Below are 20,549 nucleotides of genomic sequence, written 5' to 3'. Positions count from 1 at the left end.
GCGGGGCGGCGTTCGCCCCGGGCCGCGACTAGTTAGTAGTCGATGTACTGCTCGATTTCCCACTCGGAGACCGACGCCACGTAGTCGCTCCACTCCGCCTTCTTGCGGCTGACGAACTGCTCGAAGATGTGGTCGCCGAGGGCATCATGCATGACCTCGCTCGCCTCCAGTTGCTCCACCGCCTCGCCGAGGTTCGCGGGCAGCACCTCGAGCCCGATCCGCTCGCGCTCCTCGTCCGACAGCTTCCACACGTTCGTGTCGAGCGGCGGGCCCGGATCGATCTCGTTCTCGATCCCGTCGAGGCCGGCGGCGAGCTGGCAGGCGAGCGCCAGGTAGCCGTTGCACGCAGGATCCGGCATCCGGAACTCCGCCCGCGTCCCCATGCCCCGCTGGTCCGGAATGCGGATCAGCGGCGACCGGTTGCGCTGTGACCATGCGATCGAGATGGGCGCCTCGTAGCCCGGCACGAGCCGCTTGTAGCTGTTCACGATCGGGTTCGAGACGGCCGCGATCGCCCGCGCGTGCTTCTTGAGTCCGCCGATGTAGTGGAGCATCACGTCCGCCAGCTCGTAGTCGGCGTCTGGGTCGTGGAAGACGTTCCTCCCGTCCCTGAACAGCGACTGGTGCGTGTGCATGCCCGACCCGTTGGCGCCGAAAATGGGCTTCGGCATGAACGTCGCGTGGAGCCCGTGCGCGAGCGCGATGTTCTTGACGACGAACTTGAACGTGATCAGGTCGTCGGCCGTCCGCAGCGCCTCGCCGTACTTGTAGTCGATCTCGTGCTGGCCCTCGGCGACCTCATGGTGCGCGGCCTCGATATCGATGCCCATCGCCTCCATGCCGGTGACCATCTCGCGTCGCGCGCGCTCCGCGAGGTCCGACGGCGTGAGGTCGAAATACGCCCCGTTGTCGTGCGTGACCATGTTGCAGCTTCCGTCCTCGTTCTTGTTGAAGAGGAAGAACTCGGCCTCCACGCCGGCGTACATCTTGAAGCCCATCGACTCGGCCCTGCCGACGACGCGCTTGAGCGCCGCGCGCGGGCAGCCGCCGAACGGCTTGTTGTAGGGCCGGCGCACCTCGCAGTACATCTGGGCCACGCGGGCCTCCGGATTCCCCCACGGGAAGATCCGAAACGTGTCCAGATCCGGTCTCAGGAGCATGTCGCTCTCCTCGATGCGGACGTAGCCCGCGATCGAAGAGCCGTCGAACATGATCTTCGCGTCGAACGCTTCGCCGAACTTGCTCGCCGGGACTTCGACGTTCTTCGGAAAGCCGTTGATGTCGATGAAGACGAGGCGAAGGAAGCGGACGTTCCGCTCTTCGCAGAGTCTCAGGAGCGCGTCGCGGTCGGCCGAGGCGACGGTGCTCCCGTAGTCGTCGTATCGGACCTGCGAGGAGTGCTCACTGGGTGCCGCAAAAACGGCGTCGGACATGGTGCGACCTCCGGGTCATTTGGGCAGGCTGCAGGGGGGGGTCCGTACGTTCGGTTCCGCGCCGGGCGGTCGAGCACGACCCGCAATGTCGCGGGGCATTATCGGGAGCAGGTACGCTATCGTCAACCTCTTTCAGGGGGGCGCGGACCTGCGCGCGGCTCCGCCGGATCAAGGCCAACTCCACCGGCGCACGTCAGCGGGCGCGTGCCTGCACGCCACTGCGCCGGCAAACCCGTCTCCGGGAAGGAGATCGAGGAGCCAGTAGGGCCGACCTTCGAGGAGGCCGCGGATCGTGTCAACGCGACTGAGCGGGCGTGACAGCCCCAGCCCGGCGGCCTTCAGCATGGCTTCCTTCCGGGTCCAGACCCGGAAGAACTCCGGCCTCGCCTCGATGGCGCTCCAGTCCGGACGCAGCTCCCGTTCCCCCGCCGAGAGATGGTCGCGGGCGAGTCCCTCCGGATGGCGCAGCGGCCGTATGCGCTCGATGTCGACGCCGATCTCGCCCGCCTCGCCCACCGCGAAAAGGGCCAGGTCGCCGGAGTGGCTGAGATTGAAGAAGAGCGGCGTCCGATCGCGTTCCGTCTCCCCGGCGAGGCGCGGCTTCCCGTGTTCTCCGTACTCGAGTGCGAGTTCCCCGGGGGAGAGTCGGACGTACTCGGCCAGGAGCTGCCGCATCGCGATGCGGGCGCGGCTGAAGCGGGTCCGGGCGCCGGCCGAGACGAGTCGCGCGGCTCGCGCACGCTCGCCGGGACTCAGGAGCGCGACCCCGTCCCCCTCGTCGCAGGCGGCGAGGTCGACTCGCCATACGTGAAGGTCCGCCCCCGGAGGCCCCGCGTGGTGGGGCGCCCGGGGCCATTCCCGCGCGTTCAGAGGGTCGCGTACCAGTCGAGAGTCTCCCCGAGACCCGGGACGAGGGTGTGGGTGGGCGCGTAACCGAGCCGCTCGCACGCCAGGGAGATGTCCGCGTAGGAATGCCGGATATCCCCCGCCCGAAAGTCCTCGTACACCGGCTCCACGCCCTCGAGCCCAGGTCGCGTTTCCGCCAGCCCGTCACGGATCATCTCGAACAGCCGGCTCAGCGTCGTCCGATCCCCGGAGGCCACGTTGTAGACCCTCCCCGTCGCCCCCGCCTCCGCCGTCGCGGCGAGCAGGTTGGCCTGGACCACGTTCTCGATGTAACAGAAGTCGCGGCTCGTCCGGCCGTCCCCGTAGATCCGGCACGGCTCGCCCTCAAGCAGGAGGCCGATCCAGCGGGGGATGACGGCGGCGTACGGTCCGTCGGGGTCCTGACGCCGCCCGAACACGTTGAAATAGCGGAGACCGACGATCTCGATGCCGTAGCTGCGGCGATACATGGCGGCGTACAGTTCGTTCACGCGCTTGGTCGCCGCGTAGGGCGACAACGGGATCCCGATGCGGGCCTCCACCTTGGGAAGTTCGGGAGAATCTCCGTACACCGAGCTCGACGAGGCGTAGACGAGACGGCGGCCGCCGGCGTCGCGGGCCGCGTCCAGTACGCTGATGAAGCCGTTGACGTTGCAGGCGTAGGTCGCGCGCGGCTCCTTGATCGAGCGGGGCACCGAGGCCAGCGCGGCCTGGTGCAGGACGACATCCACGTCCCGGCACGCCGACGCGGCCGCCTCGCGGTCGGCGACGTCCGCCTCGATGAAACGGCACCGGTCCGCGGGAGCGCCCGACGCGGCCACCGCCTCCAAGACGTTGCGCCGGCGTCCGGTCGCAAGGTTGTCGAGCGCCACGACCTCCTGACCGAGAGCCAGGAGTCGTTCGACGAGGTTGGATCCGATGAAGCCGGCGGCCCCGGTGACCAGCCAGCGCCGGGGGTCCGCCCGCAGCTTCGCGCAGGCGCGATCGTACTCTGTTTCCACGAGCGTACATGTTATGCTTCCGGGGCCGGACGGCGGAACCCCTCCAGGGCCCGGACCCTGAAACCTGTCTCCCGCCGAACGGAGTATGGGGAGGACGACGCCGGTGGCCCCGGCGGCAACCGAGGACGGACGAGCACGATGGCCGAAGAGAATATGACCGAAGAAGGCATGAACGAGATTCTCAGGAAGAAGATCTGGAGGAAGCTCCAGGCGCTTCCCGAGGAGAAGCAGTACGAGGTCGCCGATTTCGTCGACTACCTGTCGTCGAAGTACGCCTCGCGGCCGGCCCCGGGCGCCGATCCCTTCCAGCATTTCGCCGAGTCCGTGCATCGAGGGTTACGGCGCACGAAGGCCTCGACGACGGCCGTGAAGGGGACGATGAAGGTTCTCGGCGCCGCCGACCGCGTGATCGAGTCGTTTCGTGAAGCGGGGCGCGGGTTCCTGGCCGAACTCGAGGCCGGTACCCCGGAGCCGCCGCCGAAGGACGATCGCCCGCCGCCCGAGACGCGCGAGATCGTCGTCGACTAGTCCGAGCGGCCGAACGCCGCCGCATTCGTTGACGCGATCCCGCAAGGCGCCTACGATGGCGCATGGAACCTCGAACAGCCCGCTCGGCGCGCGAAGCGCTCACCTTCGACGACGTACTGCTCGCTCCCGGCCACGCGCTGGTGCATCCGGCGGACGTCGATGTCTCGACCCGTCTCACCGAACGGATCCGGCTCCAGATCCCGCTGCTTTCCGCGGCCATGGACACGGTCACGGAGTCCCGGATGGCCATCGCGGTCGCCCGCGAAGGCGGCCTCGGGATCATCCACAAGAACATGTCGATCGAGGCCCAGGCCCAGCAGGTCGACCGAGTCAAGCGATCCGAGAGCGGGATGATCCTGGACCCGATCACGCTCGGACCCGAGGCCACGCTCGGGGAGGCGCGGTACCGCATGCGCGAGTTCTCGATCAGCGGCGTTCCGATCGTGGACGAAGGCGGCGCGCTCATCGGCATCCTCACGAACCGGGACCTCGTGTTCGAGAGCGATCTCTCGCGGCCGGTGCGGGAGGCGATGACGAGCGAGAACCTGATCACGGCCCCCGTCGGAACCTCTCTCGAGGAAGCCGAGGAACTGCTCCGCCGTCACAAGATCGAGAAGCTCCCGGTGGTGGGGGAGGACGGACGGCTGGCCGGGCTCATCACGGTCAAGGACATCTTCAAGCGACGGCGGTTTCCGAACGCGACCAAGGACGACCACGGTCGCCTGCGCGTGGGTGCGGCGGTGGGTGCGAGCCCGGTGGAGCTCGATCGGGCGCGCGAACTCGCCGGGGCGGGTGCGGACGTCATCGTCGTGGACACGGCGCACGGACACTCAGAGGGCGTGCTCGAGGCCGTGGCCCGGGTGCGGGAGGCGCTCCCGGACATCGACCTCATCGCGGGCAACGTCGCCACGCGCGAGGGGGCGGCGGCGCTGGTCGCGCGCGGGGTGAACGCGGTCAAGGTGGGCGTGGGCCCGGGTTCCATCTGCACGACGCGCGTCGTGACGGGGGTCGGGGTGCCGCAGATCACCGCGATCGAAGACAGCGTGGCCGGCGTGGCGGGCCGCGTGCCCGTGATCGGGGATGGCGGCATCAAGTACTCCGGAGATCTCGTCAAGGCGATCGCGGCGGGCGCCGAGACGTGCATGCTCGGTTCCATGTTCGCCGGCACGGATGAGAGCCCGGGCGAGACCTTCCTCCTCGAGGGCCGCCGGTTCAAGATCATCCGCGGGATGGGTTCGCTCGCGGCCATGAAGGCGGGGTCGGCGGACCGCTATTTCCAGGAGGGTTCGGCCGTCCAGAAGCTGGTGCCGGAGGGGATCGAGGGCCGCGTCCCCTACAAGGGGCCGGTGGCGGACACAGTGTTCCAGCTCGTGGGCGGGCTCCGGAGCGGGATGGGCTACTGCGGCGCAGCCACGATCGACGAACTGCGGCGCGAGGCCCGCTTCCTCCGCATCACCTCCGGCGGCTTGCGCGAGTCCCATCCGCACGATGTGGTGATCACGCGCGAGTCCCCCAACTACCACGTCTAGCCCTGGGCGCTGACGTCTCGACAGCCTCCATTCTCGACAGCCTCCGTATGGTTCGGTACGATCCATGTGCGCTGACCCCTCCGGGGCCCGGCGCGACGCGGTGATGGAGCGGCGAGTGGAGTGTGGAGTATCGGTTGCAGAAGGGGGGAGGTGCCGCGAATGACCGAGCCGTTTTTCGCTGAACGATCGCATACACGCCTGTTCGGGCCGGGTCCGCCGCTCGCGGCGCTGGCGGCGCTCGGGGCCTTTTTCCTTTCCGGCTGTGTCCTCGTCCAGCGCGCCGTCGGTACCGATCCCTCGCCCGAGCCGCCCGCATCCGGACCGGCCGCAGCGGATATGCCCGCCGAGAGTCCGCCCGGGACGACCCCGGTCCCGCCCTCCGACGCCGGGGGGGAGCCGGCGGAGGCGCCGCTCCCGGACGACGACCTGATGCCGGAGGATCCCCGCGTGCCGGAGCCGGCCGGCGAGGCATTCCACGGGCCGACCCCCGAGGAGATCGACCGGGCGCTTCGAGAGACGCTCGGCGGCGATCCGATGGGGCTGGTCCACGAAGGAGAGGATCCGCGCGTCTTCCGGCTCGATATGAACGAGCGCGTCCAGTCCTGGATCCATTACTTCCAGAGCCAGCTCCAGGAGCGTTTCGAGATCTACCTCGCGCGCAAGACCCGCTACGAGCCCATGATCCGGCGGAAGCTGCGCGAGGCGGGCCTGCCGCAGGACCTGATCTATCTCTCGGTCATCGAGAGCGGCATGAACCCGAATGCCTACAGCCGGGCGCACGCGGTCGGCCTGTGGCAGTTCATCTCGGGTACGGGACGGCGCTACGGGCTCGAGATCTCCTACTGGCTCGACGAGCGGCGCGACCCCGAGAAAGCCACCGATGCGGCGGTCGCCCACCTCAAGGACCTGTACGAGGAATTCGGCTCGTGGTATCTGGCGGCGGCCGCCTACAACGGGGGGCCGAATCGCGTTCGCCGCGGCCTTCGAACGGTGCCGGACGGGACCTTCTGGGATCTCGCCGAACGTCGCCTGCTGCGCCGGGAGACGCGTGACTACGTGCCGAAGATCATCGCGGCCGCCATGATCGGACACGATCCGGACCGCTACGGGTTCGAGTACCCGGAACGGGAGATGCTTCCGGAGTACGAGACGGTGCGGGTGCCGGACGCGACGAGCTTCGATGTGCTCGCAGAGGTCGCGGGCACGGACGAGGAGACGATCGACCTGCTCAACCCGCAGTTCCCGCGCAGCGTGACCCCGCCGCACCGGGAGGTGGAGATCCGGGTTCCGGTCGGGGGCGCGGCGCAGTTCGCGGTTCGCTATGCCGCGGTCCCCGCCGACGAGCGGGTGACGTGGACCTTTCACACCGTGCAGAACGGCCACACGCTGGGCTGGATCGGACAGCAGTACGGCGTGTCGGTGGCGGCGCTCCAGGCCGCGAACGGCAACATCAACCCGCGGCGCCTGCAGATCGGACAGCAACTCGTGATCCCCAGGGCCGGGGGGACGTCCGCCAGCCGGACCGCGAACGCGCCGAGCCCGGCGCCCGCGGCCCCGCGCCCCGCGGTCCGGACGAACGCCGACGGGACCCGGGTGGTCACCGTGCAGCGAGGCCAGACGCTGGATGTGATCGGGCAGCAGTACGGCGTGTCGGTGGCGGCGCTCAGGGCCGCGAACGGCAACGTGAACCCGCGGCGCCTGCAGATCGGTCAGCGACTGGTGATCCCCGGCGCCGACATGCCCTCAGGACCGATGACGGTCGTCGTCCGGGAGGGCGACTCGCTATGGCTGATCGCCCGCCGATACTCGGTATCGACGCGGCAGATCATCGAGTGGAACCGGCTCTCGTCCAGCCTCATCCGCCCCGGAGACCGGCTCGAGATTCGGCGCTGATCCGCTCCGCGGCGGTCCGGCGAGGGGATAGAAGGCCCCGCCCCCCGTCCGGCCCCGCAGGCCGTTCCGCGTATCGATCACGAGGGTCGCCTTCTCCAGCACGAGGTCGTAATCCACCTCCCGATGGTCCGTCACGACGACGACCGCGTCGGCGGCTTCGACGAGTGGTTCGTCGAGCGGCACGGACGCGAGGTCTCCCCCCTCCAGCGCGAGGCGCGGGACGAAGGGGTCGTGGTAGCCGACCTCGGCGCCGCGGCGACGCAGGAGTTCGATGATGTCGAGTGCCGGACTCTCGCGAACATCGCCGACATCCGGCTTGTAGGCGACGCCGAGCAGCAGGACGCGGCTGCCGTTGACCGGGAGACGGCGCCGGTTCAGCGCCTGGGCGATGCGGTCCACGACGTAGCGCGGCATCTCCGCGTTGACCTCCGCCGCGAGTTCGATGAAGCGCGTCCGGTACTGCAGCGTGCGCATCTTCCACGCGAGATAGTGCGGGTCGACGGGGAGGCAGTGGCCGCCGAGGCCCGGACCGGGCGTGAAGCGCATGAACCCGTACGGCTTGGTCGCCGCGGCTTCGACGACCTCCCAGATGTCGATACCGAGGCGGTCCGCGATGACGGCCATCTCGTTCACCAGACCGATGTTCACCGCGCGAAAGGTGTTCTCCAGCAGCTTGGTCAGTTCGGCGGCCTCCGGCGAAGCGACGCGCACGACCTGCTCGATGACCCGTCCGTAGAGTGCGACCGCGAGCTCCCCGCAGGTCTCCGTCAGCCCGCCCACGACCTTGGCGGTGTTGGTGAAGGTGTAGGTCGCGTTGCCGGGGTCGACGCGCTCGGGACTGAAGGCGAGGAAGAAATCCTCTCCGGCCCGGAGCCCGCCGCGCTCGAGTTCCGGCTGCAGAAGCTCGCGGGTCGTCCCCGGGTACGTGGTCGACTCGAGGACGATGAGCTGCCCGGCCCGGAGCCCGTCGCCGATCTGCGAGAGCGCGTCGAGGATGTGGGAGACGTCGGGGTCCCCGGTCTTCCCGAGCGGGGTCGGGACGCAGATGATGACCGCGTCCACCTCGCCGAGACGGCCGAAGTCGCTCGTCGCGTCGAGCAGGCCCGCGCCGACGACGGCGGCCACGGTCTCCGGGGCGACGTCCCCGACGTGCGATTCGCCCCGTCGCACCCGGCGCACGACGCGCTCGTCGATGTCGAAACCGAGCGTCCTGAAACCCGCCTCGGCAAAGGCCGTGACGACCGGGAGGCCGACGTACCCGAGCCCGAGCACGCCCACGCGGGCCGCGCCGGACTCGATCCGTTCGAGCAGCGCCTCTCGCCGACTCACCGGGGCCATCGCCTCACTCCGGCTCGGCCGCCCATGTGCCCGAGCGGCCGCCGCGCTTCTCGAGCAGCCGGATCGGGCCCAGCGACATGCCGCGGTCGATCGCCTTGCACATGTCGTACAGCGCGAGCAGACCGGCCGCGACGCCGGCCAGCGCCTCCATCTCGACCCCGGTCCGCCATTCAGCCGCTGCCCGGACGCCGAGGCGGTAGCCCGGCAGCGACTCGACGGCCTCGATCTCGATGTCCACCGCATCGAGCGGGATCGGGTGGCAGAGCGGGACGAGCGTCGACGCGGCCTTGGCCCCCTGGATCGCCGCGATGCGGGCGACCGCGAGCGCCTCCCCCTTCTCGATCTCCCCCCCGCGGATCGCGTCGAGCGTCGCGCGCCGCATCCGGATCCTGCCCTCGGCGACCGCCACCCGGCGCGTCAACGGCTTCTCCCCGACGTCGACCATGCGCACCCGCCCGTCCGTGTCCAGATGTGTTAATCGATCCACGAAGCTGCCTCCCGCTTCGGAGTCCCGGTCGGCTCCAATGATGGGGTTCCCGGCCGCCGGCCCGCGAACGCGGCGCTCATCTCCTCGAGCAGAAGGGCGATCGTGGCCTGCGGGTTCATGTTGCGGCCGACCCCTTCCAGCGCCGCATCGAGGGACGCGAGGGCGTCGAGGACCGCCAGATCCGTCACGCCGCGTCCCCTCGCGAGCGTCTCCACGCCATGGGCATCGAGCGCCTCTCCGGCGGCTTCGGCGGCGACGCAGAGGAGGTCCCGCAAACGCACGCGCAGATCCTCGAGGGCGGGCTGCAGCTCGCCCCTCGCGCCCCGTGCCGTGTAGCGGATCGCCGCGCGATACCGCGCCCCGGGCGTCCCGTCGAGTGCCGCCGCCAGCAGTTCATCGGCGGCCGTCTCGGACTCCCGCGCGCCTTCGTCGAGCAGGCGCCGGCCCCGGTACACGGCGCCGTCGGCGCGCCGGGCCACGGCGAGGGCGCGGTCCGGTGCCGCGCCGAGTCGCTCGGTCAGGTACGCTGCCACCCGGTCCGTCGGCAGAGGCGCGACGCGGAGCGGCACGCTGCGGGACCGGATCGTCGGGAGGAGCGCGGCGGGGCGGCTGCTCGTGAGCACGATCCAGGCGAACGCCGGGGGTTCCTCGAGCAGCTTGAGGAACGCGTTCGCGGCCTCCGGGCTCGCGCTCTGCGGCACCATGCGGTCCGCCTCCTCGACCACGAACACCGATTTCCGGGACATCGAGGGGCGCCGCGAGGCCTGCTCGCGGATGTTCTCCACGGCCGCGACGTAGAGTCCCGTCACCGCCTCCGGGTCCAGCCGCGCGTGCAGGTCCTCGCGCAGGAGCGCCAGACGTTCGTGCCGCTGGGCCTCGATCGCCTCCCGGAGTTTCGCCCGCGAGGCGGTCGCCTTCGGCCGCGGCATGGGGAAATGGACGTGGATGTCCGGGTGCTCGAGACGGGCCGCCATGCGGCAGCTTCGGCAGGTGCCACAGGGCGCATCTCCGGCCCCGTCTCCCTGCGCGTCGCTCCCCGAGCCGTCGCACTGGAGCGCGCGGGCGGTCCACAGGGCCAGCGCCCGTTTGCCGACGCCTTCCGGTCCGTGGAGCAGCAGCGACTGCGGGAGCCGTCTCCCCGCGATCGCCCCCCCGAGGTGCCGCAGCAGTGCTTCCTGGCCCCACGGCTCCGCGAGGCCGGCGTCGGCTTCGCGGCCCTCCGCGCTCACGGCCGCTCCCTCAGCCAGCGCACCGGATCCACGGCACGCGGCCCCGCCGCGCCCGGCTCGTAGATCTGGAACTCGATGTGAGGATTCGTCGCGTCTCCCCCCACCTGTCCGATGACCTGGCCGGCCTCGATCCGCTGCCTCTCGTCGACGATCACATCCCTCAGTTTCTGATAGGAGGAGTAGAACCCGCCCCCGTGGTCGACGATCACGGTCTGCCCGGAGGCCCGCGCGACCACGGATGCGACGATGCCCCGATCCACCGCGCTCACCGGGGTCCCACGCCCCGCGCCGATCCCGATTCCCTCGCGCGGGATCGTCGTGCGGCCCTCCCGCTGGGGTCCGAAGCCCCAGAGGATCCGGCCCTCCACCGGCCACGCGAGGCGGCCCAGGTCCGACGTGGTGAGCGAAGATACCGTCGCGGCGCCGGCCTCGCGCTCGGCCGCGCGGCGCCGCTCCTCGAGGCCCCCGATCAGGGCCCGCAACTGCGCTTCCTCGGTCGCGAGACGCGCCAACTCGGACCGGGCCTCGGCGCGCTGATCGGAGAACACGAGCAGCCGTTCCTGCCGCTGTCGCTCGAGCCGCTCGAGTTCGTCGTGTTCGACGAGCTTCTCGGCCCGCACGCGCGCGATGCGCTCGGTCTCGCGACCCAGCGCCTCTCGCTGCCCGGCGAGCCGGCGCTCCAGACCCTCGACTTCCTCGACGAGCAGGCGGTCGAAGAGGGCGATCGCGTGCAGGTACTTGTACCGGTTGAGCAGATCCGAGAACGACCGCGACGTGAGGAGCACCTGGACCGTCTGAAGGGGGCCCCGCTTGTAGATGTCGCGCAGCCGCTCGTGGAGAACGACCCGACGCGCCGTGAGTTCGTCACGGGTCAGCAGCACGTCGCGCGTCATGGCCGTGACCTGCCCCGTCAGCACGCCCAGCTGGACATCGAGTTCGGCCAGCAGGCTGGCGGAGGCGTCGATCTGCCGCTCGACGTTCACGAGTTCCGCCGAATCGCCGCTCACCCGGCCGGCGATCCCCTCGAGTTCCCGCCGCAGCCGCTCGCGCTCCCCGCGGATGAGTTCCAGGCGGCTCTGGCTCTCGTCGAGCTGACGGCGAATGTCCGCCGGCTCCTGCGCCGAGGCCGGCCCGGCGGCGCCCGACGCCAGGATCGCGACACCCCCCAGGATCGCCGCCCGGGCCCGGCTACCAGGGGCCATAGGCGCGTCCCACCTCGCGGTGCACCGAGTGGACGGCGGCGAGCAGCCCGAGGATGGAGGCCGCCAGTACGCCCGCGATGACCCAGCGCTCCGGCAGCCAGGCGAGCGACCCCAACCCGTCGAACCGCGTCCGGACGAGCGCGTACGCGAGCCTGGTGACGCCGAGTGCGATCAGGCCGCCCGTGAGCCCCGTGATCGCGCCTTCGAGCAGGAACGGGCGCTGGATGTAGCCCTCCCGGGCGCCCACGATCTGCATGATCTCGATCTCTTCGCCGCGCGCGAGGATCGCCGTGCGAACCGCCGTCCCGACCAGAAGTACGGCGACGAGGGCGAACCCCCCGCCCACCAGGGCGGCGGTGCCGGCCGCGAGCCGGCGCAGCGCGAACAGGCGCTCGACCCACTCCTCGCCGAAGCGCGCCTCCTCGATGAACGGATACGCCTCGAGGCCCCCGGCGATCTCCGACACCGCTTCCGGCGTGCGGAACCCCTCCCGCAGCCTCAGGTGCAGGGAGGCGGGAAGCGGGTTCACGCGGAGGTCTCCGTACACGTTCGAGAACTCCACGAGATCGCGCCGCGCGTTGGCGAGCGCTTCGTCCTTCGACACGTAGCGCACTGCTTCCACCGCGGGAAGCGCGGTCAGCTCCCGCCTCGCGACCCGGATCTGCTCCGGGCTCGCGTCGTCGAGCAGGTAGCCGACGACCTCCACCCCCCGTTCCACGTCGCCGATCGCCGCGCCCATGTTGTAGGCGACGAGACCGAACAGGCCGAGGATCACGAGGCTGAGCCCGACGGCGCCGATCGACAGCCCGCACAGCAGCGGGTGGCGCCGATAGCTGGCCAGCGCCTCTCGTAGCGGCCTCACGCGGCGCCGCCCGTGGTGGAGGCGTCCGCCACGCCCGCGCCGTCCGCCACGCCCGCGACCGCGAGGTCGGCGGCCGAGTCCCGGACGAGCCGGCCCCCTTCGAGTTCGAGCACGCGGATCGCAGGGTGATTCCGCACGAAATCGGCGTCATGGGTGGCCATGAGGACCGCCGTACCGAGCCCGTTCACCGTCCGGAACAGCTCGAACACCCCGTGCGCCGCGCGCGGGTCGAGGTTGCCGGTCGGTTCGTCGGCGAGGAGGATCAGCGGCTCCGTGGCCAGCGCCCGCGCCACCGCGACCCGCTGGCGTTCCCCGCCGGACAGCTCCGAAGGCAGCGCCCGCGCCCGGGAGGCGAGCCCGACGTGGCTCAGGAGACGCTGGACCCGGCCGTCGATCTCGCGCCGCGGCGTCCGGATCACCTCGAGCGCGAACGCCACGTTCTCCGCGGCCGTCAGCCGTTCCAGCAACTTGAAGTCCTGGAACACGAACCCCACGCGCCGCCGCAGGGCGGGTACGTCCCTCCTCCGAATCCGCCTCGAGTTGTAGCGCGAGACCTGGACTTCGCCTTCGCTCGGGAGCGTCTGGAAGTGGATGAGTTCGAGGATCGTCGACTTGCCCGCCCCCGATGGCCCGGTAAGGAAGGCGAACTCCCCTCGCCGGAGGCGAAACGAGACCCCGCGCACCGCGGCTCCCCGAGGGTACACCTTCGAGACGTCCCGGAACCGGATCATGATGCGGCGACGCGGGCCGCGCAGAAGCGCGCGCAGAGGTCGATCGCCGCCCGCATGGCGCCCGGATCGGCCTTCCCGCGGCCGGCGATGTCCATGGCCGTGCCGTGGTCCGGGGAGGTGCGCGGGAAGGGAAGCCCCGCCGTCACGTTGACCCCCTCGTTCATGGCGATCGTCTTCAGCACCGCGAGACCGACGTCGTGATAGGGGGTCACGATCAGGTCCGCCTGCCCGCCGAGCGCCTTCAGGAAGACCGTATCTCCGGGGAAGACGCCGAGGAGTTCCAGGTCGGGGTCGGCGCCGAGGCGCTCGAGCGCCGGCCCGAACACCTCGATCTCCTCCGTGCCGAAGAGCCCGCCTTCGCCCGCGTGCGGGTTGAGCCCGGCAAAGGCGACGCGGGGCCGCCCGATGCCCCACCAGGTGCGCAGCGCCTCGATCGCGATCGAGGTCCTCCGGGTGAAGAGCCTGACGTCGAGGGTCGACGGGACCTCCCGCAGCGGCAGGTGGGCCGTCAGGAGGGCGAGTCGCAGCGGGCCGCCGAGCGGGGTCCGCTCCGCGGCCATCATCATCGTGACCTCATCCACGCCCGTGAGCGTCTGCAGGAACTCGGTGTGCCCGGGGTGTGGGTAGCCGCCCGCCCGCAACGCGGCCTTGCTGATCGGAGCGGTGACGATCCCGTCCACCTCCCCGGCCCGCGCCAGTTCGACTGCCCGCTCGATGGCTCGTCCCGACAACTCGCCCGCGAGCTTCTCGCCCCCCGCCGGATCCCAGTCGCCCACCGTCTCCCGGGCGAGGTGTCCCAGCCGGCGCTCGATCTCGCCGAGTCCCCGGGGGCCGACGAGCACGGCCTCGACCCCGTCCGCGACGCCTTCGCCCGAGGCGAGCGCCGCCGCGGTCACCTCCGGCCCGATCCCGCGCGGGTCTCCCAGCGTTATCCCGACGCGCGGCCTGTTCATCGCCCTCCCACTCCCCGCCACCGCAACCGGATCAGCGCCTCACGATCCGAATCTTACATCTATGTAGGTGTTCGCCCGCACTTCTTCGAGGAGGATGTCGATCTGCTTGCGGGTCCGAACACTCTGACGGATCGCGTCGCGCACGTCGTCGAGTTCGACCGGACCCTCGGACCGGAAGGAGAGGACGTGCACGACACCGAACTCCGTGGGGCCGCCGCGCTCCATCGGGAGCGGCCCGTAAACGGTCCCCGGCACCGGATTGCCGATACCGGAGTCGCCCGTGTCCGAGAACTGGGTCAGGAGATTGGTGAGGGGCACTTCGTCGAAGCGGATGGCTTCGTCGGCCACTTCTCCCCGGAACCACGCCGCGACTCGTTCAGGGTCGACGCCGGCACGCAGGCTGTCGCCGATCTGGGTCGCGAGCGTCCGGGCTTCCTCGAGGTCTTCCGGCTTGATCTCGGGGCGAAGGAGGACGTGTCGCAGAAAACGCTCGCTCCCGCGCTGGCGCTCGATCTTGACGAAGTGGAAGCCGAACTGGGTCTGCACGGGTCCGACCGTCGCGCCGGGCCCCGCTCCCCAGGCCGCATCGCCGAACGGTTTCACGAGCAGGTCGCGGCTCATCCAGCCCAGTTCGCCACCCTGCTCCCGTGTGCCGTCGTCGTCGGAGTGGCGGCGCGCGATGACCGAGAACTCCTGGCCATTCGCCAACTCGTTCTGGATCACGAACGTGCGGGCGATGGCGCTGTCGCGCGCCTCGCCGCTGGGGGACGGCGTGACGACGAGCCGGTTGAAGGAGACGAGCGCGGGGCGGGGCGGCTGGCTCTGCGCGTACTCGTCGAACGCCGCCACGATCTCCTCCTCCGAGACGATGACCGGCGGCAGGTCGGAGCGTTCCTCGAGTTGGACTCGATACGTCTGCCGCAGTGCCTCGGCCTGCGCATCGGCGCGGATCATGTTGCGGTACTGGAGCATGTTCATGCCCGTCTCCTCCACCGCGAGCATCATCTCCTCGTCGGACGAGAACCTGGACCGGGTCTGCTCGAAGTACTGGTCTGCCATCTCCTCCACGCGGTCCTCGCTGGCCGTGATCCCCGCGATCTTCGCCTGCTGCAGGAAGATCAGGTCATCGACCATCGCGGTGAGCACCTCGCCCCCGAACCGGGTCCACTCCGGCGACCCCTCGGCCGGGATGCCCGCGCCCCGGGCCTGGAGCTGGTAGAGCGTGACCCGGAGGTCGGACATGAGGATCGCCGTGTCGCCGACCACGGCAATGATGCGGTCCAGTTCCTCCACGCCCTCGGGGAACGCCATGGACACGGTCGTGTCCGGCGGAGCCTCGGCCTCCTCCTGGAGTCCGGAGGCCGGCGCGGCGGCCGTGACGATCGCGACGGGCAGCAGGCAGGTCCGAACGAACCGGCGCTTCGCCACGCGCCGCGGAACCGCACCCCACCCGGCCTTCCCTCCTCCACGAATCTCGGTCACCTGAAGACTCCTCCCGCGGTCACGGACACGCCCTCGCCCTCCGCCTCCGATCCACCCGGGGTCGCGAGGATCCCCAGGGCTTCCACCAACGTCGGCAGGAGGGGTTCGGTTCCCGCCCGTCGCAGGACCAAGGATAACGGCTCGAGCCGCCGCACTTCAACGTTCAGCTGGCGGTCTCCGAGTGCGTTCGTGAGCAGACCCAGCCTCGGCGCCGCGCTCGCTTCGAACGAGATGCGCGCGTCGTCGCCCGAGACCCGGATCCACGCGGCCTCGACCATCGCGCCCAGGATGCGGAGTTCGGCCGCGCCCAGAAGTCGTTCCGCCGGCGCCGGCAGCCGTCCGAAGCGGTCCTCGAGTTCCGCCCGGAATTCCTTCACCTCTTCCCACGTCGTGAGACGCGCGAGCCGCCGATAGAGATGCATCTTCAGCTGCGATCCGGAGACGTAGGCGTCGGGCAGGAACGACTCGCCGTCCACGGAGACCCGCACGCTCGGCCCGGCGTCGTCCGCCTCGCCCTTCAGCCTCCGGAGGGTGCTCTCGACGAGCCGCTGGTACGTCTCGATCCCGACCGCCGTCGCGAAGCCGCTCTGTTCTCCGCCCAGGAGGTTCCCGGCGCCCCTCAGCTCGAGGTCCCTGAGCGCCACCTGGTAGCCGGACCCGAGATCGGTGTGATGTTCGAGGACGCGCAGCCTCTGGGCGGCCTCCGGGGCGACGTTCTCCGGGACGACGAGATAGCAGTAGGCGCGGCGGTGCGAGCGACCGACCCGTCCCCGCAGCTGGTAGAGCTGCGCGAGACCGAAGTTGTGCGCCCCGTGCACGACCATCGTGTTCGCGGAGGGCACGTCGAGACCGTTCTCGATGATCGACGTGCAGATGAGGAGGTCGACCTCGGCCCGGACGAAGCGGTGCATCACGTCCTCGAGTTCGCGCTCCGGCATCTGGCCGTGCGCGATCTCGGCCCGGGCCTCCGGCATCAGCTTCCGGACCCGCCTCGCGAGCGCCTCGATCGTCTCCACCCGGTCGTGGACGAAGAAGACCTGCCCCCCGCGATCGAACTCCCGCCGCAGCGCCTCCTCGAGAATCCCGTCCTCCCACGACAACACGTGGGTGATGATCGGCATGCGGTTGCGGGGCGCCGTGCGGATCGTCGACAGGTCGCGCAGACCGCCGAGCGCGAGGTGGAGGGTGCGCGGGATCGGGGTGGCCGTGAGCGTGAGCACGTCGACCGATTCGCGATACTCCTTGAGCCGCTCCTTCTGGCGGACGCCGAAGCGCTGCTCCTCGTCCACCATGAGGAGCCCCAGATCCTTGAAGCGGACGTCCCGGGACAGGAGCCGGTGGGTGCCGATGACGATGTCGATCGTCCCGTCGAGGAGGCCCGAGACGACCTCGCGCTGCTCCTTCGGCGTGCGGAAGCGCGACAACGCCTCGATGTGGACGGGAAAACCGGCCAGACGCTCGCGGAAGGTGCCGAGATGCTGGTCGGCGAGGATCGTCGTGGGCGCCAGGACGGCCACCTGCGCGCTCTCCTGCACGACCTTGAACGCGGCGCGGATCGCGACCTCCGTCTTCCCGAACCCGACATCGCCGCACACGAGACGGTCCATCGGGACGGGTGCCTCGAGGTCGTTTCGCACGGCTTCCCAGGCGCTCAGCTGGTCCGGCGTCTCCTCGTACAGGAAGGCGGACTCCATCTCTCGCTGCCACGCCGTCTCGAGCGGGAAGGCGCGGCCCGGGGCCATCTGCCGCCGGGCGTACAACTGCAGGAGTTCGACGGTGGTGGCCTCGATCGCCGCGACCGTCCGCTTCTTCAGTTGCTTCCACTTCCGGCGCCCCAGCTTGTGGACCGCCGGTGGACGGGCGTTCGAGCCGGCGGCGCTCCATCGTTCGATGAGGTCGAGCCGGTAATGGGGGAGGCGAAGGACCTCCCCATCGGCGTACCGGATCTCCAGCGTCTCGATCGTCTCCCCCTGGATTTCGACCCGATCCATGCCCACGTAACGGCCGATTCCGTGGTCCATGTGGACCACGTAGTCGCCCGGTTCGACGGACGCGATCGATTCGATCGTGGCGGCGCCGCGCATGCGGACGCGGTGCCGGCGATACCTCCGGCGGAACACCTCGTGGTCGGTGAGCACGAGCAGCGTGCCGGGGATGCCCACCCTGAACCCGCCGCTGAGCGAACCCACCGCGAGGGTCGCATCGCGGCGCAGCGCCGCCCCGCCGCGTTCCTCGAGGATCTCCTCGAGCCGCTCGATCTGGCCGTCGTTGTCGCACAGGATGAGGATCCGTTCGCCGCGCGCGCGGGCCGTCCCGATCTCGGCCACGAGGCGCTTCATGTCGCGGTCGATGGCGGGCGGGGGCTGCACGGGGAGCCGGATCACGCCGGGCTCTCCGGGCTCCCCCGGCTCTCCGGGCTCCCCCGGCGCCGGGTCGCCTTCGTCTCCGTCCACGAACGCGAGGCGGCGGAGTCCGGCCAGACGCGCTTCCGCCTCGGCAGGCGGGACGACGAGCCACTCGACGGGCTCGGCCCGGGAACCCGCCTTGCGCCGCGCGTCCCGGACTTCTTCCCACAGGCGCGCGCGGGCCCCGACGCCGGCGCGCGGGTCGAGGACGAGCGCCGCGGCGGTCGGCGGCAGCGTTTCGATCAGCGCACGGCGCTCCACGTCGCCCGCCGCATCCGGCGCGCGCAGGGCGACCGGCAGCACCTCCACGGCTTCCAGCGTCTCCGTCGAGCGCTGGGTGAGCGCGTCGAAGCGGCGCAGCGATGCGACCTCGTCGCCCCAGAGTTCGAGCCGGAGCGGCGCCGGATGGCCGAAGGGAAACAGGTCGACGATCCCGCCGCGGACGGCGTAGTCGCCGACCTCGCTCACGGTGGGGGTGCGGGTGAATCCCATCTCCTCGAGCCGGTCGCCAAGCGCGGCCAGCGGGTGCGTGTCCCCGTTCGCGATCGTCAGGGCCAGCGTGGCCCCGGCGCCGACCGGGATGGGGGCGCGTTCAGCGAGCGCCCGGGCCGTCGTCACGAGGATTCGGCAGCGCCCGGCCAGCAGGGCGCCCAGCGCGTCGACACGCTGCGCCGCGATCTCGACGTGCGGGTCCTCGTCCTCGTACGGGAGCGTCTCGCGCTGCGGGTAGCAGCGGACGCCCGTAGCGCCGAGGGTACTCAAGTCGTCGTGGAGCGCGTCGGCTCTCTCGGGGGTGTCGGCCACGAGGACGACCGGCGCGCCCACCGCGAGGTCTTCAAGCGCCAGGGCGAGCGCGGCCGGCGCCGCGCCCGGCAGGTGGCGGATGGACGCACGCGCACCACTTCGCGAGAGCGCGCCGGGGATTCCGGCGGCTCGCACGATCTGACTGAAAGACGTTCGAATCAGCTCGAAACGCCCGATTTGGCCTCGCTCCTCTCGCGGTCCGGTCTCGGGCGGCGCGACCGGCCCGGCGTCGCCAGGAACAGCTCGAGCCCGATCAGAACGAGCGCGAGCGCGATGAGCCAGGGGCGCGATGTCGCGGCCTCGCCGCGCGCGGAAGACACCCTCCTCCCAGGCCGCCGCCTCCGGACCCGCAGTGAATACCGGCCGGCCGGCGAACAGTTCCTCCAGATCCTCCCGCGCGATCGGTGTGGGGTCGGCCTCGGGCTCCGGCACGTTCGCCGCGAACTGGGTCTCGGCCGGTCCGGGATCGCCTCCGTTGCCGCGGACGGTGTATACGCCGGCCCTCACTGGCGTGAAGGGCGATCCGCCTTCCACGCTCCGCACGGACCCGTCCGGCGACACCACCTCGCTCGCCCACTCCGGGAGCGACAGCGGCTCTCCGGCGCCGAAATCGGAGAACGGCCATGTGGCGAGGTGCGACCAGTGCACCAGCACCGCCTCGAGGAACGGGATCATGGCCGGGTGGGCCGGGAGGTCGCTCGCCGCCGCGGTCAGCGGCGACGCGAGGATCAGGGCCATGCGGTCGCCCGATTCGGTGCGGACGAGCCAGGGTTCGCCGTCCTCCGTCCGGATCAGCGCCGTGTCGGCGGGCGACCCGCCTCCCACCGGACGGAACAGGTATCGCTGTCGAACGCGAACGCCCGAGAGCGAGAACGCCGCCCGCGGTTCCTCAAGGGCGAGGTCTCCCAATGCCGGGTCGATGCGCGCCTGCCAACCGATCCCGAGCGCGGCCAGCCCCTGGTTGAACGCCGCGAGGTCGACCGGGTCCCCCGGCGGAACGAACACGACGGTCGAGGCCCCGGCCCAGGGGGCGCCGCGCGCCGCGTCGCCGTCCACGACCGCCACCGCCCCTTCCGCTCCGGAACCCAGGCGGCCGGCCTCGCGGAGCGTCTCGATCCCGAGCCCGGCGAAGCTCGTCTCGTCGCCGTGGAAACGAACCGCCGGGGGCGGCACGACGCGGATCGCGAAGTAGCGGAGATCGTCGGCGCGCGCCCCGGCCGGGTTCACTTCCAGCCGCCCTTCGTGGAGCCCGACCCCGAGTTCGGGAAGCCCCAGGACCGCGCTCGTGCCCCACGGCGCCCGGGCCGCCCCGCTGAGCCTTCCGTCGAGTTCGAGCCGGATGTCCGCTTCGCCGCCCTCGAGCGAATCCGCCGCCTCCTCCACTCCGCCCCCGGCGCGGGCACTCCGCACGACGACCCCGTGTCCGATTCCCGATGGCGCCGTCGTGCCGCCCGTCAGTTCGACGCCGACGAGCGCGCCGTTCGGTTCGGCCGGCGGGCGCGGCGCGTAGGCCACGAGCGGGGTGGCGTCACCGCGCGCCGTGGGGGATGTGCGCAGCGCCGACGCCTGGAGGTCCGAGAGAAGCTGGACTTCGCGCCGCCGGTCGCCGTCCGCGGGGAGCGCCGCGGCGGCCCGCGCCACGACTTCGGCGAGGTCGGCCGCGCCGTCCGTCGGTTCGATCTGCGCGAGGGCCGCCGCGGCACGGGCCGCGCCGACGCCCGCGGCGACCGGCTCCCCGACGGTGGGGAAGAGCCAGATGCGGTCCTCGGGGCGGGTCGCGGCGAGCG

The 20,549-nt window shown here is 71.0% G+C and carries 15 protein-coding genes; 3 read left to right on the top strand and 12 right to left on the bottom strand.

Annotated features, from left to right (window positions below; all coding sequences use genetic code 11):
• Positions 1-32 precede the first annotated feature (32 nt).
• The 3 genes from glnA to ACOQPP_RS08795 form a co-directional block, all read right to left on the bottom strand.
• A complete protein-coding gene (gene glnA / locus ACOQPP_RS08805) occupies positions 33-1,433 on the bottom strand; it encodes a type I glutamate--ammonia ligase (protein WP_419166766.1) in 1,401 nt (466 codons plus the stop codon).
• A gap of 168 nt (positions 1,434-1,601) precedes the next feature.
• Positions 1,602-2,381: a 4'-phosphopantetheinyl transferase superfamily protein gene (locus tag ACOQPP_RS08800; protein WP_420636334.1), complete on the bottom strand. Its 780-nt coding sequence runs from the start codon at positions 2,379-2,381 to the stop codon at positions 1,602-1,604.
• Positions 2,300-3,319 carry an SDR family oxidoreductase gene (locus ACOQPP_RS08795; protein WP_419166768.1) on the bottom strand — a complete coding sequence of 340 codons (1,020 nt, stop codon included), beginning with the start codon at positions 3,317-3,319 and terminating at the stop codon, positions 2,300-2,302. The genes ACOQPP_RS08800 and ACOQPP_RS08795 overlap by 82 nt, the downstream gene beginning before the upstream one ends.
• A gap of 138 nt (positions 3,320-3,457) precedes the next feature.
• On the opposite strand from ACOQPP_RS08795, the gene ACOQPP_RS08790 reads away from it, so the two are divergent.
• The 3 genes from ACOQPP_RS08790 (at position 3,458) to ACOQPP_RS08780 (ending at position 7,269) form a co-directional block, all read left to right on the top strand.
• Entirely contained in the window at positions 3,458-3,847 is a 390-nt protein-coding gene (locus tag ACOQPP_RS08790; RefSeq protein WP_419166769.1) for a hypothetical protein, read from the top strand.
• 62 nt (positions 3,848-3,909) lie between these two features.
• Positions 3,910-5,376 carry an IMP dehydrogenase gene (guaB, locus tag ACOQPP_RS08785; protein WP_419166770.1) on the top strand — a complete coding sequence of 489 codons (1,467 nt, stop codon included), beginning with the start codon at positions 3,910-3,912 and terminating at the stop codon, positions 5,374-5,376.
• 159 nt (positions 5,377-5,535) lie between these two features.
• Entirely contained in the window at positions 5,536-7,269 is a 1,734-nt protein-coding gene (locus ACOQPP_RS08780; RefSeq protein WP_420636333.1) for a LysM peptidoglycan-binding domain-containing protein, read from the top strand.
• Here ACOQPP_RS08780 and ACOQPP_RS08775 read toward each other — a convergent pair.
• The 9 genes from ACOQPP_RS08775 to mfd form a co-directional block, all read right to left on the bottom strand.
• Complete coding sequence (locus tag ACOQPP_RS08775) at positions 7,159-8,607, bottom strand: nucleotide sugar dehydrogenase (protein ID WP_419166772.1); 1,449 nt, start codon at positions 8,605-8,607, stop codon at positions 7,159-7,161. The two genes, ACOQPP_RS08780 and ACOQPP_RS08775, sit on opposite strands and share 111 nt — an antisense overlap.
• Positions 8,608-8,611: 4 nt before the next feature.
• Entirely contained in the window at positions 8,612-9,094 is a 483-nt protein-coding gene (gene moaC / locus ACOQPP_RS08770) for a cyclic pyranopterin monophosphate synthase MoaC (protein WP_419166773.1), read from the bottom strand.
• The gene (locus ACOQPP_RS08765) at positions 9,082-10,323 is read right to left on the bottom strand and encodes an ATP-binding protein (RefSeq protein ID WP_419166774.1); all 1,242 of its coding nucleotides are present in this window, start codon (positions 10,321-10,323) and stop codon (positions 9,082-9,084) included. Before ACOQPP_RS08765 ends, moaC begins: the two co-directional genes overlap by 13 nt.
• A complete protein-coding gene (locus ACOQPP_RS08760) occupies positions 10,320-11,525 on the bottom strand; it encodes a murein hydrolase activator EnvC family protein (RefSeq protein WP_419166775.1) in 1,206 nt (401 codons plus the stop codon). The genes ACOQPP_RS08765 and ACOQPP_RS08760 overlap by 4 nt, the downstream gene beginning before the upstream one ends.
• A complete protein-coding gene (locus ACOQPP_RS08755) occupies positions 11,512-12,387 on the bottom strand; it encodes a cell division protein FtsX (protein WP_419166776.1) in 876 nt (291 codons plus the stop codon). Before ACOQPP_RS08755 ends, ACOQPP_RS08760 begins: the two co-directional genes overlap by 14 nt.
• Complete coding sequence (locus tag ACOQPP_RS08750) at positions 12,384-13,091, bottom strand: cell division ATP-binding protein FtsE (protein WP_419166777.1); 708 nt, start codon at positions 13,089-13,091, stop codon at positions 12,384-12,386. Before ACOQPP_RS08750 ends, ACOQPP_RS08755 begins: the two co-directional genes overlap by 4 nt.
• 23 nt (positions 13,092-13,114) lie before the next feature.
• Positions 13,115-14,071, bottom strand: a complete 957-nt coding sequence (locus tag ACOQPP_RS08745) for a PdxA family dehydrogenase (protein ID WP_419166778.1) — start codon at positions 14,069-14,071, stop codon at positions 13,115-13,117.
• A gap of 39 nt (positions 14,072-14,110) precedes the next feature.
• Positions 14,111-15,553, bottom strand: a complete 1,443-nt coding sequence (locus ACOQPP_RS08740) for a foldase protein PrsA (RefSeq protein ID WP_419166779.1) — start codon at positions 15,551-15,553, stop codon at positions 14,111-14,113.
• On the bottom strand, positions 15,550-20,549 hold a 5,000-nt coding region (mfd, locus tag ACOQPP_RS08735), incomplete at its 5' end, for a transcription-repair coupling factor (protein ID WP_420636332.1). The genes mfd and ACOQPP_RS08740, both read right to left, overlap by 4 nt.

The sequence above is a fragment of the Candidatus Palauibacter sp. genome, assembly GCF_965222475.1.
In the GTDB taxonomy this organism is placed as follows: domain Bacteria; phylum Gemmatimonadota; class Gemmatimonadetes; order Palauibacterales; family Palauibacteraceae; genus Palauibacter.
The sequence above is the reverse complement of the archived record's forward strand: the minus strand, read 5'-3'. Positions and strand labels throughout refer to the sequence as shown.

Bases quoted from the DNA above. Each gene is read 5' to 3' on its own strand.
- ACOQPP_RS08790 (WP_419166769.1), top strand. From the start codon at position 3,458: ATGGCCGAAGAGAATATGACCGAAGAAGGCATGAACGAGATTCTCAGG.
- guaB (WP_419166770.1), top strand. From the start codon at position 3,910: ATGGAACCTCGAACAGCCCGCTCGGCGCGCGAAGCGCTCACCTTCGAC.
- ACOQPP_RS08775 (WP_419166772.1), bottom strand. From the start codon at position 8,607: ATGGCCCCGGTGAGTCGGCGAGAGGCGCTGCTCGAACGGATCGAGTCC.
- ACOQPP_RS08760 (WP_419166775.1), bottom strand. From the start codon at position 11,525: ATGGCCCCTGGTAGCCGGGCCCGGGCGGCGATCCTGGGGGGTGTCGCG.
- glnA (WP_419166766.1), bottom strand. From the start codon at position 1,433: ATGTCCGACGCCGTTTTTGCGGCACCCAGTGAGCACTCCTCGCAGGTC.
- ACOQPP_RS08745 (WP_419166778.1), bottom strand. From the start codon at position 14,071: ATGAACAGGCCGCGCGTCGGGATAACGCTGGGAGACCCGCGCGGGATC.
- ACOQPP_RS08780 (WP_420636333.1), top strand. From the start codon at position 5,536: ATGACCGAGCCGTTTTTCGCTGAACGATCGCATACACGCCTGTTCGGG.